General features: G+C 65.9%; 3 protein-coding genes. All 3 read left to right on the forward strand.

The features are described from left to right. Positions 1-38 precede the first annotated feature (38 nt). The 3 genes from ACQR1L_RS22290 to ACQR1L_RS22300 are packed head-to-tail and all read left to right on the forward strand — an operon-like array spanning position 39 to position 17,187. Complete coding sequence (locus tag ACQR1L_RS22290; protein ID WP_434860053.1) at positions 39-16,010, forward strand: amino acid adenylation domain-containing protein; 15,972 nt, start codon at positions 39-41, stop codon at positions 16,008-16,010. Further along, on the forward strand, positions 16,007-16,225 hold the full coding sequence (locus ACQR1L_RS22295; protein WP_434860054.1) for an MbtH family protein: 219 nt from the start codon (positions 16,007-16,009) through the stop codon (positions 16,223-16,225). Before ACQR1L_RS22290 ends, ACQR1L_RS22295 begins: the two co-directional genes overlap by 4 nt. Further along, on the forward strand, positions 16,222-17,187 hold the full coding sequence (locus tag ACQR1L_RS22300) for a phytanoyl-CoA dioxygenase family protein (protein WP_434860055.1): 966 nt from the start codon (positions 16,222-16,224) through the stop codon (positions 17,185-17,187). Before ACQR1L_RS22295 ends, ACQR1L_RS22300 begins: the two co-directional genes overlap by 4 nt. Positions 17,188-17,318: the final 131 nt, after the last annotated feature.

The raw sequence follows: 17,318 nt of genomic DNA on the forward strand, positions 1-17,318 counted from the left end.
GCTCGCTCTCGTGTTCTTCCAACGGACGGCTCTTCCCCATGATGACAGGTCCTCTCGTTTCGCTCAGTGCTGCGCAGTTGGAGATCTGGCTGGCGCAGGCGCTGCAGCCTGATAGTCCATCCTACACCGTCGGCGAGGTGATCCATCTTCCGAGCTGCCTCGATCGCGGCTGCTTCGAGCGCGCGCTCCGGCAGACGGTCGATGAGACCGATGCGTTGCACGTCCGATTCTCGCGCTCGGACCGGGGACCCGTCCAACGGCTCGGTGTGCGGCCGCGCTGGCATCTCGTGCAGGAGGACATGCTGCTCCGCTCGGACGCCGATCTGTCGGCGAGACTGGCGCACGAGCTCACCGTGCCCATCGACATCGAGGGCGACTGTCTGGCGCGCTCGCTGCTGCTGCGGTTCGAAGACGGGCATTTCGTCTGGTGCCAGCTCTTCCACCACATTGCGATGGATGGCTTTGCACGCGCGCTTTTTGCCAAGCGCGTTGCCGACACGTACAGCCGGCTCATCTCGGGCAGGGAGACCTCCCCGAGGCCCTTCGGGGCTTTCGCAGAGCTGCTGGGTGATGATCGCGACTATCGTGCGTCCGACGAAGCTCTACAGGATCGCGCCTACTGGCGAAACGAGCTCGACGGTTTCGTTCATGGTGCATCCGCGGGAGCGCATGATCCGGATGGAAACGGCTTTCGACGTCAGACGGAACATCTCTCCGCAGGTTTGACCTCCGCTCTTGGGATGGTGGCTGCGACGACCGGCCTGAGCATTGCAACCATTCTCTGTGCCGCTGCGGCGGCGATCTCGTCGTCAAGCCGGGGATCTCGCGATACCGTCATCGGCTTCGTGGTTTCGGCGCGTTCCGCAGCAGCGGCGCGGAGCACGCCGGGCACCGTCTCGAACGTGGTTCCGCTTCGGCTGGCCGTCGATCCCCGCGCCAGCTGGCGCGAGTTTCTGGCCGAGATCCGGTTGAAGGTAAGAGCCGCGCTCCAGCATCAGCGTACACGGCTCGAAGACATCCGCCGCGACTTGTCCCTGACCGGAGCAGGGGACGAGCTCACCTCCGTCGTCGTCAACGTCATCCCGTTCTTCGACCTTCTGCAATTTGGTGACGAGACCGCGAAGCTGGAAAACCTGTCGAATGGTCCGGTCGACGACTACTCGGTCGTCGCCTACCCGAACGGTGACACCCCCGCATTGCGGATCGACTTCAACGCCAATGCCGGGCGGCGCAACGACGAGGACCTCGCGCGGTTTCGTCGGCGCTTCCTGCATCTTCTGTCGTGTTTGACGTCTGACGTGGATGGCCGCGTGGGCGCGGCGGACCTGCTGCTGGAGGAGGAGCGCGATCTGGTGCTAGGTCGCTGGAATGCGACGGCCGCCCCGCTGCCCGAGAGGCTGCCCGCGGCGTGGTTCGAAGCGCAGGTGCGCCGCTCGCCGGACGCCACGGCGGTCGTCTGCGGTAACGCTGCCTGGACATATGACGAGCTGAATCGTCGCGCCAACCGGATCGCCCACACGCTGCTGGCCCGGGGCCTCGGGCCCGAGGACCGCGTCGCTCTCGTTATGTCGCGCACGACGCCGGATCTGATTGCCGCGCTGATGGGCGTGCTCAAGAGCGGGGCCGCCTACCTGCCGCTCGATGCAGCCTATCCGCCGGCGCGCATCGCCGCGGTGATCCGCGACGCTCATGTTCGCGTCGCCCTGACCGACGACGCTAATGTGGAGCGCCTGCCTGCGGACCTGCCTTGCCTGCGTCTCGGTCACGGTGCGCTCGCCGCTGAGGAAACCGACCCGTCTCCGCATCAGGGCCATCACCGCCTGGCCCCCGGCAACGCCGCCTATGTCATCTACACCTCCGGATCGACCGGCGTGCCCAAGGGCGTCGTTATCGAACAGCGAGGTGTCGCCGATCTCATTGCCTGGGCCCACGACACTTACGGGCGCAGCCTCGACCGCGTCTTCGTGACGACATCGCTCGCCTTCGACGTCTCGGTCTTCGAGATCCTGGCGCCGCTGTGCCGGGGAGGGCGCATCGACCTGCTGGAGAACCTGCTCGCGCTCGCCGAGCATGCCGATGATGCGGGCCCCGCCGCAATGATCAGCGGCGTTCCGTCTGCGCTGGCGAGCCTGCTCGATCACGCCGCCCTGCCACCAAAACTGTCCGCCGTCGTGCTGGCGGGGGAGGCGTTGCCGGCGCGTCTCGTCCGCCGGCTGCGGGCTGAACGCCCCGGCTGCCGCATCTCCAACGTCTATGGCCCGACGGAGGCCACGGTCTACGCCACCGCGTGGCACGCGCCCGACAGCGGCGACGAGGTCCCGCCGATCGGACGGCCGCTGCGCAACCGGCCCGTCTACGTCCTCGACAAGGCGCTGCGGCCACTGCCTCCCGGTGTCGCCGGCGATCTCTATCTCGCCGGCGTCGGGCTGGCGCGCGGCTATCTCGACCGCCCTGGTCTCACCGCCGAACGCTTTGTCGCCAATCCCCATGGCGCCCCCGGCGAGCGGATGTACCGCACCGGCGACATCGTGCGGTGGCGCAGCGACGGCAACCTCGACTATCTCGGCCGTTCCGATCATCAGGTGAAGGTCCGCGGCTACCGGATCGAGCTCGGCGAAGTGGAAGAGCGTCTGGTGCGTCATGCCGCCGTCAAGGACGCCGTGGTCGTGCCGCGCGACCTCGGATCGGGTGTCGCCTCGCTGGTCGCCTATGTCGTGGCGCGCGATACCATGCCGCCGGCCGCGGAGCTGCGCGCTCATCTGGCCGAGACGCTGCCGGACTACATGGTGCCGGGTGCCTTCGTCGGCCTGGCGGCGCTGCCGCTCAACGCCAATGGCAAGCTCGATCGCGCCGCGCTGCCCGCGCCGCGGGCCGGGAGCTGGGGCGAGAGCGCCGTCCCGCTCTCGACGCCCACCGAGATGATCATCGCCGACATCTTCGCGGACCTCCTCGCCACTCCCGACATCCATGCCAACTCAAACTTCTTCCATCTCGGCGGGGACTCGCTGCTGGCCGTTCGCCTGGTCGCTGCCCTGCGCAGACGAATGGGAGGACGCTGGCCGCTCAGCACGGTGTTCCGATCGCCGACCGTGGCCATGCTTGCGCAGCATGTTGAGAGAGAAGCCGCCAGCGGCGATCTGAGTGATGACAAGCCGCAATGGACCCGTCTCACTCCACGGCCCGAACGCATCCCGCTTTCCAGGGCCCAACGCCGTCTTTGGCTGCTGGATCGCCTCGAGGGATCATTGCCCGCCTATCACGTTCCCGTGGCGATCGAGCTTGCGGGTCACCTCGATGAGGCCGCGCTCCGTGACGCCGTCAACGACGTCGTTCGGCGCCACGAGCCGCTTCGGAGTTGCTTCGGCGAGGAGGACGGCGAGCCGTTTCAGATTGTCGTCGCCGAAGCGAGCGCTCAACTGAAGATCGTGCAGGTCGAAGCGGGAGCGGTCGACGGATTGATCCTGGCCGAAGGACGAATTCCGTTCGATCTCAAGACCGATATTCCCTGTCGCGCGGTGTTGTTCCGGATCGCTTCGGACCTGCACGTTCTCCTTCTGACCGTGCATCACATCGCCATCGATGGAGCGTCGTTGACGCCCTTATTGCGGGACCTGATTCATTGTTATGCGGATCGGCGTGCCGGGCGCCCCACGATGCTGGCTCCGTTGCCTCTCCAATATGCGGATTTCGCTCTCTCCGAGCAGAGCGGAAATGGCGCGCCGGGATCGAGCCCGCCGGATGACGAAGCCTTCTGGAAGCGGACCCTCCACTGCCTGCCGCAGGAAGCGACGCCCCGAACCGACTACGTACGTCCGGCGGTTCTCGACGACAGCGGCAACGAGCATCATTTCGCTATTCCTGTCGAACTGCATCGCCGTATCCTTGACCTCGCGGCCGAAGCCGATGCCACCCCTTTCATGTTCATCCATGCGGCGCTCGCCGTGTTTTTGTCCCGGCTCGGCGCTGGAACGGATGTGCCGATCGGCACGCCGATTGATGGACGCCATGATCCCGTCCTTCGCGACCTGGTCGGATGTTTTGCCAACACGCTGGTGTTGCGGACCGACCTTGGAGACGATCCGTCGTTCAGAACTCTGCTGGCCCGGGTGCGGGAGGCAGATCTCGCCGCCTACGACCATCAGGCTCTGCCGTTCGAGCGGCTCATCGAGCTTCTCGACCCACCTCGGACGCTCTCTCTCCATCCGCTGTTCCAGGTGATGTTGGCCTTTGGCAACGCCGATCCGTTGCCTTGCGCGCCTGGATTGTCGATCCATCGCCGCGCGGTGTCGACCAGGACGTCGAAGTTCGATCTGTCGTTCACCTTTCGCGATCACCGGGATTCCGATCTGCGGCCGCTCGGCATGAGCGCCGTGATCGAATACAGCACGTCGCTCTATGCCCCGACGACGATCGAACTGTTTGCGAAGCGCTTCCTGCATCTGCTGTCGTGCTTGACGTCTGACGTGGATGGCCGTGTGGGCGCGGTGGACCTGCTGCTGGAGGAGGAGCGCGATCTGGTGCTCGGCCGCTGGAATGCGACGGCCGCCCCGCTGCCCGAGAGGCTGCCCGCGGCGTGGTTCGAAGCGCAGGTGCACTGCTCGCCCGACGCCACGGCGGTCGTCTGCGGTAGCGCTGCCTGGACGTATGACGAGCTGAATCGTCGCGCCAACCGGATCGCCCACACGCTGCTGGCCCATGGCCTCGGGCCCGAGGACCGTGTCGCTCTTGTCATGTCGCGCACGACGCCGGATCTGATTGCGGCGCTGATGGCCGTGCTCAAGAGCGGGGCCGCCTACCTGCCGCTCGATGCGACCTATCCGCCGGCGCGCATCGCCGCGGTGATCCGCGACGCTCATGTTCGCTTCGCGCTGACAGATGACGCCAATGTGGAGCGCCTGCCTGCGGACCTGCCTTGCCTGCGTCTCGGTCACGGTATGCTCGCCGCTGAGGAGACCGACCCGTCTCCGCATCAGGGCCATCACCGCCTGGCCCCCGGCAACGCCGCTTACGTGATCTACACCTCCGGATCGACCGGCCTGCCCAAGGGCGTCGTCGTCGAGCAGCGGGGTGTCGCCGATCTCATTGCCTGGGCCCACGACACTTACGGGCGCAGCCTCGACCGCGTCTTCGTCACGACATCGCTCGCCTTCGACGTCTCCGTGTTCGAGATCCTGGCGCCGCTGTGCCGGGGAGGGCGCATCGACCTGCTGGAGAACCTGCTCGCGCTCGCCGAGTATGCCGATGATGCGGGCCCTGCCGCAATGATCAGCGGCGTTCCGTCTGCGCTGGCGAGCCTGCTCGATCACGCCGCCCTGCCACCAAAACTGTCCGCCGTCGTGCTGGCGGGGGAGGCGTTGCCGGCGCGCCTCATCCGCCGGCTGCGGGCTGAACGCCCCGGCTGCCGCATCTCCAACGTCTATGGCCCGACGGAGGCCACGGTCTACGCCACCGCGTGGCACGCGCCCGACAGCGGCGACGAGGTTCCGCCGATCGGACGGCCGCTGCGCAACCGGCCCGTCTACGTCCTCGACAAGGCGCTGCGGCCACTGCCTCCCGGTGTCGCCGGCGATCTGTATCTCGCCGGCGTCGGGCTGGCGCGCGGCTATCTCGACCGCCCTGGTCTCACCGCCGAACGCTTTGTCGCCAATCCCCATGGCGCCCCTGGCGAGCGGATGTACCGCACCGGCGACATCGTGCGGTGGCGCAGCGACGGCAACCTCGACTATCTCGGCCGTTCCGATCATCAAGTGAAGGTCCGCGGCTACCGGATCGAACTCGGCGAAGTGGAAGAGCGTCTGGTGCGTCATGCCGCCGTCAAGGACGCCGTCGTCGTGCCGCGCGACCTCGGATCGGGTGTCGCCTCGCTGGTCGCCTATGTTGTGGCGCGCGATACCGTGCCGCCGGCCGCGGAGCTGCGCGCTCATCTGGCCGAGACGCTGCCGGACTACATGGTGCCCGGCGCCTTCATCGGCATCGCCGCGCTGCCGCTCAACGCCAACGGCAAGCTCGATCGTGCCGCACTGCCCGCACCCCGGGCCGGGAGCTGGGGCGAGACTGCTGTCCCGCTTTCGACGCCCACCGAGATGATCATCGCCGACATCTTCGCGGACCTCCTCGCCACTCCCGACATCCATGCTAACTCAAACTTCTTCCATCTCGGCGGGGACAGCATCACATCGCTACGGCTGGTGGCGCGTGCCCGCACGCGCGGCCTCGCCATCAGCCCGCGCCAGGTCTTCCGTCATCCCACCGTCGCCGGACTCGCGCTGGTGGCCAGCCGGGCTGCCGATGGTCCTTCGTCCGATCCGATCCCGGGGACATCGCTGCCGGCAACGCCGATCATGCTCTGGCTGAGGGATCGAGGGCAGAGCGCCCATTTCAGCCAATCCGTACTGCTCGATGTCCCCGTCGATTTGACCGAGACCGCGGTGACCTTGCTGCTCGATCGGCTTGCCGCCCGCCACGATGCGCTGCGGCTTCGTCTCAACGCCGATTGGACCCTCGAGGTGCGGCCGGCCGAAGCCGGATTCCATGCCGGTTCGGTTGCCACATTGCCGGCCGGGGCCGACGTTGCTGTGGCAACGCAGGAGGCCGCGATGCAGCTTCAGCCCTTCGAAGGCCGGCTGCTGCAGGCACGACTCGTACCCGAGTCCGGAGATCTCGGACGCCGTCTGCTCCTCGTAATCCATCACCTTGCCATTGACGGCGTGTCCTGGCGCATCGTGATGAACGAACTTGCGGCGTTATGGCAGGCGTTCGCGAATGGTACCGAGCCTCCGCCGCCGCCCTCGACCTTCCGCAGCTGGGCTCTCGGACTGAGTGACGCTGCGGGAAGCGCTGAGGTGGTCAGCGAAATTCCCTACTGGCGCGCGGTTCTGGACGCACCCACGATCAGCTTTGTGTCAGGCCCGCTGATGGCGGCCCGCGACCGCGTCGCGGACGTCAACCGCATGACCAGCTCTCTGACGCCGGCGGAGACGAGATCGCTCCTCGCCGCTCCCGGCCGGCTGAACCTGAAGATCCACGAGCTTCTGCTGACGGCGCTTCTCATGGCCGCGCGCCAGACCGCGCAGTCGGACGATGGTGCACTGAGGATCGACGTCGAGGGGCACGGACGCGAAGACGTCGTCGTGGGGATCGACGCCGGCCAGACGGTGGGCTGGTTCACGAGCCTCTTTCCGGCGGTGTTGAGCGGTCCTGCCGGAAACGGAGCAGCCGAACTTCCGGCGCTCCTGCGCAGCGTCAAGCAGGCCATGCGCACGATCCCAGCCAATGGCGTGGGGTTTGGGCTGTTGCGCTACTTGAACGAGTCCGAAGGCAAGCTGCTTCGGGATGCTATGACGCCTGAGATCTGCTTCAACTATCTCGGCCGCTTCAGCGACGGAGCGGGATCATGGCTGCCGGCATCCGAGCATCCGGCCCTCGGCGTTGTCCGCGACCCCGACATGGCCGTAGCACATGCTATCGAGGTGCTTGCGCATATCAGGGATGACAGGTCCGGTCCTGTGTTTTCGATCGAATGGGCATGGGCCCCCGATCTCGTCGCGGGCTCGACTGTTGAGGCACTGGCTCGGTCGTGGGCCGACGCCCTCCGATCCGTCCTCGATTTCGCTGGCATGGACGACGTTCGTCCGATCTTGACGCCGGCAGATCTTCCACTGGTCAACCTGTCACAGGCCGAGATCGACGGGCTCGCTGCGCGGCGGCCGCAGCTCGAGGATGTTCTTCCGCTCACGCCGCTTCAGGAAGGACTGCTGTTTCACACGCTTTATGACGACGAGGGCGATGACACCTATCTCGTCCAACTGGTCTTGAGGTTGGGTGGGCAAGTCGATCCGGTCCGCCTGCGTGCGTCATGTGCTGCGCTCGTCGCGCGACACGCCGTCCTGCGCTCATGTTTCGAGCACCAGGGCCATGATCGTCCGATCCAGATCGTCTTGTCCGCGGTCGAGCTGTGCTGGGAAGAGGTGCGCATCGCCGATGCGGATGATGAGCAGGCCTGGCTCGCGTCCAACCAGGCCAGACGCTTCGACCCCGCGCAGCCGCCTTTGGTCGCCTTCACGCTGCTTCAACGAGACGACGGAACCTCGCTGCTGGTCCTCAGTCTGCATCATCTTCTTCTCGACGGCTGGTCGATTCCGGTCGTGATGCGAGATCTCGCCGCGCTGTATGACGGTGTCAGTCTGCCGGCGGCCGTTCCCCATCGCCGCTTTCTGGAATGGCTGGCCGCTCAAGACCAGGTCGAGGCTCTCAAGTCCTGGACCGAAGCCCTTGCCGGTGCTCCGCCGCTCACGCATCTGGTCGAGAAGAAGGATAAGAGCCGGTCGATGCTCCACGCCGTTGCGCGGGATTCCTTGAGCGCCGCGGAAACCTCCGCGGTCGCATCCTGTGCCGCAGCCTTGTCCACCACGCCCAGCGTGCTGGTGCAGACCGCGTGGGCGGTTCTGCTGTCGCGTCTGACGCGCCAGGACGAGGTTTCGTTTGGGATCACGGTTTCGGGCCGGCCGCCCGAACTCTCAGGCGCGGACCGGATCGTCGGTCTGCTGATCAATACGCTCCCGCTGTGGGTCTCCGTCCGGCAGGACATGACGTTGCGGCAGCTCTGCCAATCCGTTCAGGACAGGGTCGCCTTCCTGCTCGCGCATCCCAACGTGCCGTTGGCCGATCTCCAGCGCATCGCAGACGGCAAGCTGTTCGATACGCTGGTCGTGTACGAGAGCTTCCCCGATCGCGAGGCAAGCCTCGGCGCCGGCGACTTGCGCATCGACGCCGTCGAGGGACGTGAAACGTCTCACTACACGCTTTCGTTTCTGGCGTTACCAGGCAAGCAGCTCGCCTTCAGGCTCAACTATCGCGCCGATCTGTTCGAGCCCGGTGCCGGGGACGAACTGCTCACTCGCTTTCGGCATCTTCTGATCGGACTTTGCGCCAACCCGGACCAGGCCGTTGGCGCCCTGAGAGCGAGTTCTCGCGAAGATTTGCAGCCGGGACTGATCAGCGGTCCAGATCCAGTGGCGCCAGCCCAAGACGTGATCGCCCGTTTCAACGCGCAGGTCGTTCGCCGGCCGGCGACGATTGCTGTCGAGAGTGGGGCGGATCGGCTGACTTTCAAAGACCTCGATCTCTGGTCGGATGCGATCGCCGCGCGCCTGACGAACAGAGGCGTAAGGCCGGAAGATCGGGTTGCGCTTCTCTTCGAGCGCGGAGCGGAATTGGTGGCCGCGCTCATCGGTGTTCTGAAGACCGGCGCCACGTTCGTGCCGCTCGACCCGAAGTACCCCGATGCGAGGCTCACGGCGCTGATCGCACAAGCTGACGTCAGCTTGACGCTCGGCGACGCCGCCGCAAGGCAACGCATGCGGTCCGAGATCAGTCTGGTCGATGTCCGCGAGAGCGGCGATCGCTTTCCCACGGTCGTTCCGTCTCCTGACAGCCCGGCCTACCTCATTTTCACCTCCGGCACGACGGGACGACCGAAAGGAGTCGTCGTCACCCGTGGCGGGCTTGCAAACTACGCCGGTTGGGCGATCGACGCCTACGGTCTCGGCGAGGGCGGTGGCGCCGCGGTCACGACGTCCCTCGCGTTCGACGCGACCATCACGAGTCTGTTGCTGCCGCTCCTGGCCGGCGAACGCGTCATTCTGTTTGACGAAGCGCGCCAGTTCGATCTGCTGGCCGACCGACGTGATCGCCTTTCCCTGCTCAAGCTGACGCCGACCCAGGTCGGATTACTGGCGCAGATGTCCACTGTGGAACGTCTCGCCGGACTGGCGCGGCGGCTCGTCATCGGCGGCGAAGCGCTTGCGGCGGAAACGCTGCAGCCCTGGCGAACAGGGGCGCCCGACACACGTCTCATCAACGAGTACGGTCCGACCGAAACCGTCGTCGGCTGTGTGGCCCATGAACTTCGTGCCGACGATCCGGAAGCGGGCGCCGTCGCGATCGGCGCGCCAATTGCCGGCACCCGGCTCCTGATCCTCGATGAGGCGCTGCAACCCGTTCCTCAAGGACTCCCCGGAGAATTGTACATTGCGGGCGCCGGACTTGCGCGTGGCTACTTCCGGCGGCCGGACCTTACAGCCGAACGCTTCGTCGCGGCCCCCTGGTGCGGTCCAGGCGCGCGCATGTATCGCACCGGCGACCTCGTGCAGCGCCGAGGCGATGGCGCGCTCGTCTTCCTCGGCCGCACGGATCATCAGATCAAGATGCGGGGTCACCGCATCGAGCCTGCCGAGATCGAGATGGCGCTTCTCGAACTGCCGGGCATCGATCAGGCATTGGTGCTGGCGAACTCCGACGAGGCGGGGCGGCAGAGGCTCGTGGCCTATGCCGTTGCCCGCGCCGCGCTGCCGCACTGGCGCGAGATCCTGGCGGGCCGGCTGCCGGACTTCATGGTGCCGGACGATCTGGTGATACTTAATCAGTTCCCGCTGACGGCCAACGGCAAGATCGATCGGGCGGGGTTGCTGGCCCCGACGCCCAAGGCCGAGAGTTTCGTGGAGCCGGCGACGGAGGCTGAGCGCGCAATCGCGCAGATCGCCGCCGGCCTTCTCAAGGTCGATCGCGTGAGCGCCGACGCAGGCTTCTTCGCGCTCGGCGGCGATTCCATCCTGTCGATCCAACTGGTCAGCCGCGCCCGACGCGCGGGCTATGTGCTGAAGCCCCAACAGGTGTTTGAGCTGCAGACGGTGCGCGCCCTTGCGGCCGCTGCCCGGCCCGTCAAGACCGACGTCGCCGCGCGCCCTGCCGCGGCGACGTCATTCGAGCCGACACCGATCATGCAATGGTTGTCGCGCCGCGGCGGTCCCATCGGGTGCTACGCCCAGTCGGTGGTCATAGACCTCGGGTCCGACACCACCGCCGCCGCGGTGGTCGAAGCCGTCGGCACGCTTTGGCGTCGTCACGAGATGCTCCGCGCCAAGCAGCTTGCCGACGTCATCACGATCCTGCCGGTTGAAGCAGCCACACCACCAGACGTCTCAGAGAAGGCCGCGGCAACGACGGAGTGGAGAGCGCAGCTTGCGGAGGAGCGTCAGAGGCTGGCCTCGGCTCTCTCGCCCGAACGCGGCATCATGCTGCGGGCGACGATCTTTGCCGGTGAGGATCAGCTCTGGCTGCTGCTCTGCCTGCATCATCTCGTCTGCGATGGTGTTTCCTGGCGGATCCTGATCGAGGATCTCGAGAATCTTCTTCGCGGCCGCGCACTCGATCAGCCCTCGACGCCGTTTGCCGCCTACGCGCGCGAGATGGCCGGCGATGCCTCGTCGCGCCGGGACGAGCTCCCGTTCTGGCATGGGCAGCTCGATTCAGCGGGCCAGCTGCTGCCGAACGTCTCCCTCGACCGGGCACGCGATACGTTCGGGACGCGGCAGGTGCTCCGCACGACCTGTCCGCACGAGGTGACCCGAGCGCTGCTTGGGCCGATTCCGCAAGCCTTCGCCGCGAGCATTGACGATATCCTGCTGACGGCTCTCGTGGTCGCCGTCAAGCGCTGGCGTCAGGGTCAAGGAGATGCACGGCCGAAGCTGCTCGTGGCTGTCGAAGGCCACGGACGCGGGCATGGGTCTCTCGATGTCTCGCGCACGGTGGGCTGGTTCACCGTGATGTATCCGCTCCTCCTGTCGCTCGACGAGTCGTCGAACGAGATCGATGATGCGGTGCTGACCATCAAGGAGCAGCGGCGCCGCACGCCGGGAGATGGCAGCGGCTACGGCATCCTCCGCGCATTGGCCGAGAACGGCGACGCGGACGCCCGGAGTCTGACCGCCAATGGGATTGAGCCGCAGATTCTCTTCAACTACCTGGGACGTTCGACAGGAGTGCTCGACGAATTCGCGGCGAGCGCCGACGACGACTTGCCGCTCGCACATATCCTGACCGTCAATGCCATCACCCGAGAGGAGGAGGGGCGGCCCACATTCGACCTCGATTGGTCATTCGCTCCCCATCTGATCGGCGCGTCGGACGTCAGGGCGATCGCTGACCATTGGCACGCTGCGATTGATGACATTGCGAGCGCGGTGACGCGGGGTGGGGGCGGGCGGTCGCCGTCAGATTTCCCGCTGGTCGCGCTGTCGCAGGAGCAGGTCAACGGCCTCCTCAGGGCCGTTCCGGACGCCGTCGATATTCTGCCCCTCGCCCCGCTCCAGGAAGGCCTCCTGTTCCACGCCCGCTACGAGCGAGAGGCGAGCGCCATCTACGTGTCGCAGGTCGTTCTCGAGCTCGAAGGTCCGCTGGATGAGGAGCGGCTGCACGCGGCAGCCACTCGTCTGATCGATCGGCATGATAGCCTGAGGGCGACCTTCCTCGACACCAGCGATGCGCGGCCGGTGCAAGCGATCCGCCGCACGGTGCCGCTCGACTGGCGGGTCATCAGCCTGCCGCAGCAAAGCGACGTCGCCCCCGATCTGGCCATTCGCGACATCATGGATAGGGATCGCTGCGCGGGTTTCCGTCTGGATCGTTCCGATCCGCTGGTCCGCTTCCGCCTCATTCGCCGTGACGCACAGCATCACAGTCTGCTCTGCACCTTCCATCATATCGTCATCGATGGCTGGTCGATCCCGAACATCATTCGCGAATTGATGACACTGCACGCTGATCCCTCGGCGGAACTGGCTTCTCCGGGGCGGCGCAAGGACTACCTCACCTGGCTCGCCGCGCAGGATCGTGAAGCTGCGATCGGCGCTTGGCTCGACGCCTTGCGTGGACTCAACCAGCCGGTCCGATTGGCCGGCACCGCCGCGCCGGGCGACGGCCAGCACGTGCAGATCAGGCGCCGCCTCGCCCTGAACGCGGAGGCCGGCCTTCTCGCCCTCGCACGCGCCAACGATCTGACCCTCAACACCGTGATGCAGGTCGCCTGGGCCATTCTGCTCGGACGGCTCACGCGACGCAACGACGTGGTCTTCGGCATCACGATCGGTGGGCGGCCGCCGGAATTGCCAGGTGTCGAGACGAGCGTGGGTCTGTTCATCAACACGCTTCCGCTGCGGGTCGTGCTGCGCCCGGACGAAAGCGCCCATGCTCTTCTGCAACGGGTTCAAGCCTCTCAAGCCGCGCTGCTGTCGCATCAGCACGTCAGCCTCACTGCCATCCAGCGGGCCATCGGACTGGGCGATCTGTTCGACACGCTGCTCGCGTATGAAAACTACCCGCTCGACCGGGCCGCGCTTGCTCGACCGGTGGGAGAGCTCGCGGTCGCCCGCGTCTGGAGCGTCGATTTCGCGCACTATCCGCTGTCGATCGTCATCGTACCGAGCGAGTCGCTGGACATCAGGTTCAACGCCCGAGCGGACATCATTCCGGAAGCAACGCTCGAGGGAATTGCCGCGCAATTCGTTGCGCTTTTGGAGGATCTTTCGCGGCAGACCCATCGACCCGTGGGAGCTCTTGGAACGACAAGATCGTCCGTACCACCGGCGCTGGGGGGCGCTGAGGTCGATCGGTCCGAACGTTCGATCTGTGATGTCTTCGCGCGCCAAGTCGAACAGCGGCCCGGCGCGACGGCCATCGTCGATGGAGACCGGACGATCACCTATGCCGAGCTTGATGCATCGTCCAACCGGCTCGCCCGGCATCTCGTCACCTTGGGCCTCAGCGTCGGTCAATCCGTGGCCATGGTTCTGCCGAGAGGTCGGGAGCAGGTCATCACGATGCTGGCGATCCTCAAGGCCGGGGGCTGCTACATCCCACTCGACGAAGCGCTTCCGGCCGCCCGCGTTGCTGACATCCTGGCCGAAGCCGGTGCGACCGTCCTGGTCACTGTGACAGCTACAGACCCTTCCGTGCGCGAAGGCATCAGGGCGGTCGTCCTGGATGACCCTGAGACCGCATCTAGTATCGCCTCGTTGCCGTCAACGCCGCCTGGCATCACGGCGCATCCGCTGGCAGCCGCCTATGTGATCTACACATCCGGGTCCACGGGGCGCCCCAAGGGCGTGGTGGTGACACACGCGAATGTCTTGCGGCTGTTCACGGCCACGCGGCAGTTTGCCTTCAATGAACGGGATTGCTGGACTCTCTTCCACTCGACGGCGTTCGACTTCTCGGTCTGGGAGATCTGGGGCGCGCTGTTGCATGGCGGTCGTCTCGTCATCGTGCCCTGGCAGACGTCGCGTGACCCTGGCGCCTTCCTGGCGCTGCTCGAGGCGCAGGCAGTCACGATCCTGAACCAGACTCCGTCGGCGTTCTACCAGCTCTTGGACGCGATCGAACTGCAGCCCGAGCTCGCTGCGAGTTTAGCGCTTCGCTGGGTTATTTTCGGTGGCGAGGCTCTCGACGTTCACAAATTGCGTCCTTGGTTCGACCGGTTCGGAACCGAACGGCCGCAGCTCGTCAACATGTACGGGATCACCGAGACGACGGTCCATGTCACGCATCTCGTCCTGCCGGTCTCGCCGACGGGAGGCGGCAGCCCGATCGGCATCCCGATCGATGATCTCGAAATTCACCTCCTCGATACGGCGCTGCGCGAAGTGCCGAGCGGACTCATCGGCGAGGTCTTCGTTGGCGGAGGCGGCGTGTCTCGGGGGTACCTCGGGCGCCCCGATCTCACAGCCGAACGCTTCGTCGCCGATCCGACGGGCAACGGCAGACGACTCTACCGGACCGGCGATCTGGCCTTGCGGCGCGAGGATGGAAGCCTGGCCTATGTCGGCCGCTCCGATCATCAGGTGAAGATGCGCGGCTTCCGCATCGAGCTCGGCGAAATCGAAAGCCGGCTCTCGCTGGTCGATGGCGTCAGGCAGGCGGCCGTGATCCTGCGCGAGGACGAGCCGGGGCATCGGCGGCTCGTGGGTTATGTCGTGCTGAGCAAGGATGCCGTGCATGACGAGGCAAGCGTGCGGGCGTCGCTGGCCGCCTACCTGCCCGGCTACATGGTCCCGTCGCAGATCATGATGCTCGACCACATGCCGTTGACCCGCAACGGCAAGCTTGACCGCGACCGGCTGCCCGCGCCGGAACGCGCTGTGTCCTTCAGCAGGCGCGCCCCGCGTGACAGGCGAGAGGAGGAGATGGGCAGACTGTTTGCCGAGGTTCTCGGCCTGCCCGAGGTCGGTGTCGACGAGGAATTCTTTGCGCTGGGCGGCGACTCGCTGCGTGCGATGCGTCTGATCGGGCTGGTCAGAGCCCGCTTCCAGGTCAATTGCTCGATCCGCACGCTGTTCGACAATCCGACGGTCGAAGCCCTGGCGAACAGCATTGATCACGTCGCCCCTGAGGGGAATCCCTTGGAGGGGCTCATTGCGATCAGAGCTGCAGGGACGAGGCCGCCCCTGTTCTGCATTCATCCGGGTGGCGGGCTGAGCTGGGTCTATGCGCGATTGATGCGATATCTCCCGGCCGATCAGCCGATCTTTGCGCTGCAAGCCCGGGGCTTCAAGGACGGCGACACCCTTGCTTCGAGCATCGAGGCGATGGCGGAGGACTATCTGGCGGCCATGCGCAGTGTCCGGCCGAAAGGTCCATATCACCTTCTCGGTTGGTCGTTCGGCGGTTTGACCGCCTATGCCATTGCGTGCCGCCTGCAAGAGCAGGGCGAGGCTCCGGGGATCGTCACGCTGCTCGATGCCTATCCGGTCCGCGCTGCGGATCAAGCCATGCCGGTCCAAGACGATGAATTGCTTGCCGATCAGGTCGCGATGTTAGGCGCGTTTCCTCGGTGGAAGGAGGCCGGGTCCCTGCGCCAGGCGCTGCTGGCCGATCGTAGTGCTCTCGCGACGCTCAGTGCAAGGGACATCGACGCGCTCGTCGAGATCACGCGAAACAACGTTCGATTGGCCACGGGTTGGGAGCCGCCCCGTCTGGAAGGTGATGCGCATCTCTTCATTGCGGATGCAGGCGCCCTGCCGCCGTTCGATTGGAGGGACCGGGTTGACGGGACGCTCCATCGCCACCTCGTTCCCTGTCGACACGGGGACATGCTGCAACCCGGCCCGCTCGCCAGCATCTGTCACACCCTCAACGGCCTACTCACACAAGCTCACAAGCAGGAGATCCTCTCATGACCAACCCGTTCGAAGATCCTGACGCCCGATACCTGGTTCTGATCAACGAGGAGGGGCAATACTCGCTCTGGCCGGCGTTCGCGGACGTTCCTCCCGGCTGGGAGGTCCGGCTGCGGGACGCCGCGCGCGCCGAGGCGCTTGCTTTCGTGAACGAGAACTGGACCGACATGCGTCCGCGCAGCCTGGTCAAGGCCATGGAGGGCGGCACGCAATGACCGAGCTCGTCGAAAGAACGGCAGAGACGCTTCGATCAGATTGGCATGAGGCGTTTGCCCGCGAGGGATACATCGTTATTCACGACGTCCTGTCCGCCGCTGAAATCGATGCCTGCGCGGCGTCGCTCGCAACGCTGCGCGAGCTGCGTCCGGACCTCGTCGCTCCGTCGACCGCGCCCGCCCGCGATCGGATCGAATCCATGGTGAGGCTGGCGCAGGCAGGAAACGAGATCGATGCGGTGGAGCAAATTGCCCTGCATCCAACGATTCGCGACGCCCTTCACCAGGTGTTCGGTCAGGAGCCGGTGGCGCGCTACACGCGGCTTCTCGCTCAATCCCCGGGCGCCTTGCCGGTCAACGCTGCGCGACGCGGCACGCCCCATCTCCATAATTTCGGAATGGCGACCCGCCCGCCGGGCGGCCGGGCGATCGCCTGGACTCCCGTCGACGACGTTCATCTCGATGCCGGCCCGATGTGGGTGCTGCCGCGATCTCATATCGCGTTGGCCTCATTTCCGGATCGGCTGCTCGATGCCATTCCGGACGGTCGCAGCCGCCTGCACGAGCTGTGGCGGCAAGGCGGCAGCGCCGAAGACTGGCTGAGCTGGCACGGCGCGGTCGGCGATCACTCGATGGCGATCCTCGCCGATTGGATCGAGGAGACCGGCGCTCAGCCTGTTCCGGTGATGCTGCGCAGGGGAGACGTTCTGATCTTCTCCAACGACCTGCTGCATGGCTCGTTGATAGCCCGCAATCCCGATATCCCGCGCCGGATCATGTTCACCCACTATCATGCCGACGGGCGCGAACTCTGGGAGCTCGGTGACGCCGTGGGATCTGACGAGAATCCGCAAGGACCCCGGCTCTTCGAGAAGCGCGACTGTGTCCGGCGCACGCGCGGACTGACCGATCCCGACGGCCTGTACCGGTTCTATGCTTCCATGAAGGGATTTTTCGACTAACTCACCGGGTGAATGTACCAGCTTCGTCCGGGACGGGATTGAAACAGACGTCGCGAGACTTTCGCGATGCCGCTCCAAAACGTGCGGCTTGAGCGTCCATACACGGCAACTGAACCAATTGGCGGTGATGA

It is taken from the genome of Bradyrhizobium sp. HKCCYLR20261, assembly GCF_051168435.1.
Classification (GTDB): domain Bacteria; phylum Pseudomonadota; class Alphaproteobacteria; order Rhizobiales; family Xanthobacteraceae; genus Bradyrhizobium.

Coding starts and splice junctions, on each gene's coding strand:
- ACQR1L_RS22295 (WP_434860054.1), top strand. CDS start 16,007: ATGACCAACCCGTTCGAAGATCCTGACGCCCGATACCTGGTTCTGATC.
- ACQR1L_RS22300 (WP_434860055.1), top strand. CDS start 16,222: ATGACCGAGCTCGTCGAAAGAACGGCAGAGACGCTTCGATCAGATTGG.
- ACQR1L_RS22290 (WP_434860053.1), top strand. CDS start 39: ATGATGACAGGTCCTCTCGTTTCGCTCAGTGCTGCGCAGTTGGAGATC.